A 1,636-nucleotide genomic window follows, 5' to 3' on the forward strand; every position below is an offset into this window, starting at 1 on the left:
GTGCCAATGGGGATTGTCTCAAACCGTCGCCAGCGGGCTATTGATTCTGGGAATCTTCGTCACGTTGGGCATTGTTGCCGGAATGTTGTATTCCCCTGCCCAAACGTGGATCGCGTCGACTCCGCAAAGCATCAGCAAAATCAAGAAAAACTTTGCGGCCATCGAAGAACCGCTGACGGTACTAGACCGAGCCGAAGAAGAACTCGACAAAGCGGCGCCGACTGCAACGCCCGAACCGACCGTCGAAGTCTCGGTCAAAAAACCCCGAATCCTCGATCGGAGCGTGCTGATTAACAAAACAGGACGCTTTTTGGCCTTCATCGCTGCCGTCGCCGTATTGACCTTTTTCATGCTTTCCTCGGGCGATGATTTGCTTAACCGGGTGCTCAATGTGTTGCCTGACGAACACAGCCGACACGAATTGCTGCAAAAGATTGGCGATATTCAAGAGTCGGTCGGAAAATATCTCGCTCAGATCACCTTTATCAACATCGGGCTTGGCATTGTCGTTTCGCTCGTGATGTGGGCCATTGGCATGCCGACTCCGGTGCTATGGGGAGTCTTGGCAACGCTATTTAACTTTATTCCATATGTCGGCGCGCTGGCTGCCACGGCGTTCGTCTTTATGGCAGCGGCAAGCACCTTTGACACCTTGTGGCGTGCCGTACTAACCGCAGTCGCATTTTGGTCGATCACCGCGATCGAAGGCCAATTTGTCACCCCTTCAATCCTGGGAAAAACATTGCGTGTTGGCCCGGTGATTGTGTTGATCGCCGTGGCATTTTGGGGATTCCTATGGGGTATACCGGGAATCTTTGTAGCAGTGCCACTATTGATTGTGCAGCGAAAGGTGTTCGCCAGCTTCGAGCTCACCTATCCGCTGGCGGCGGTGTTGGGCGAGGATGCTTGCCAGGTGGGACAGGAATGTGATCCGATTAAAGAAGACAAAGCAATCGCAGAGACAGCATGATGAAATACCCGTCCGCAGCGATGCTTCATTGCTTCGGGTTTTGTAGCAACAACTGCGAACACTGGTCCGCCAAGATACCACCGCGAATCACCGCGTTCGGTTTAGCCGCAGCGAAAAATGCGTGACAATCGATTCCCAACGTACCGTAACCGGCTTGTTCGATCACGCTAGCTGGGGCACCGAATACAATCCATGGGATTCGGGTCATTCCCGCAGTGGCGGCACACATCGGACACGGCTCCGCCGAACTGATCAACACGCAGTCGCGAAGGGTCGTTCGTTGAAGTAGTTCGCATGCCCGATCGATCGCGCAAACCTCAGCGTGGCGTGAAGGATGGCTGGTTCGGCGGACGTGATTAAATTCACACGAAATGGGCTCGCCTTGCCGTGTATAGACCGCCGCTGCAAACGGAGATTGTCCAGCCCGAACTCCCTCCCATCCCTTGGCCAAGACGGCACTCATCCAATGATTAAGAAGGTCTTCGGTCAGTTCAATCATATTACGATTTGTTTCTTGTTGTTCGCTCGTTAAGCGATCTCCGGACGATACGCAGGATATGCAAACGCATTGTGCAGTAATCATGCCGATTGGAGTTGTATTAAAGCAGCTAGGCAGAAGTCTGTCCGTATCTTAGCCGCTTTGATGCTAGCGGCCTGCTGATTCAG

The 1,636-nt window shown here is 53.2% G+C and carries 2 protein-coding genes; one reads left to right on the top strand and one right to left on the bottom strand.

The window, feature by feature from the left end:
- Positions 1–970: AI-2E family transporter (locus RMSM_RS31530; RefSeq protein WP_040770547.1), on the top strand; the 970-nt coding region annotated here is incomplete at its 5' end.
- A 25-nt stretch (positions 971–995) separates the two neighbouring features.
- Here RMSM_RS31530 and RMSM_RS31535 read toward each other — a convergent pair.
- Positions 996–1,469, bottom strand: coding sequence for a nucleoside deaminase (locus RMSM_RS31535; protein ID WP_008707156.1), 474 nt, complete (start codon positions 1,467–1,469; stop codon positions 996–998).
- Between the last annotated feature and the right edge of the window lie 167 nt (positions 1,470–1,636).

Origin of the sequence: Rhodopirellula maiorica SM1 (assembly GCF_000346295.1) — a bacterium.
Lineage (GTDB): Bacteria > Planctomycetota > Planctomycetia > Pirellulales > Pirellulaceae > Novipirellula > Novipirellula maiorica.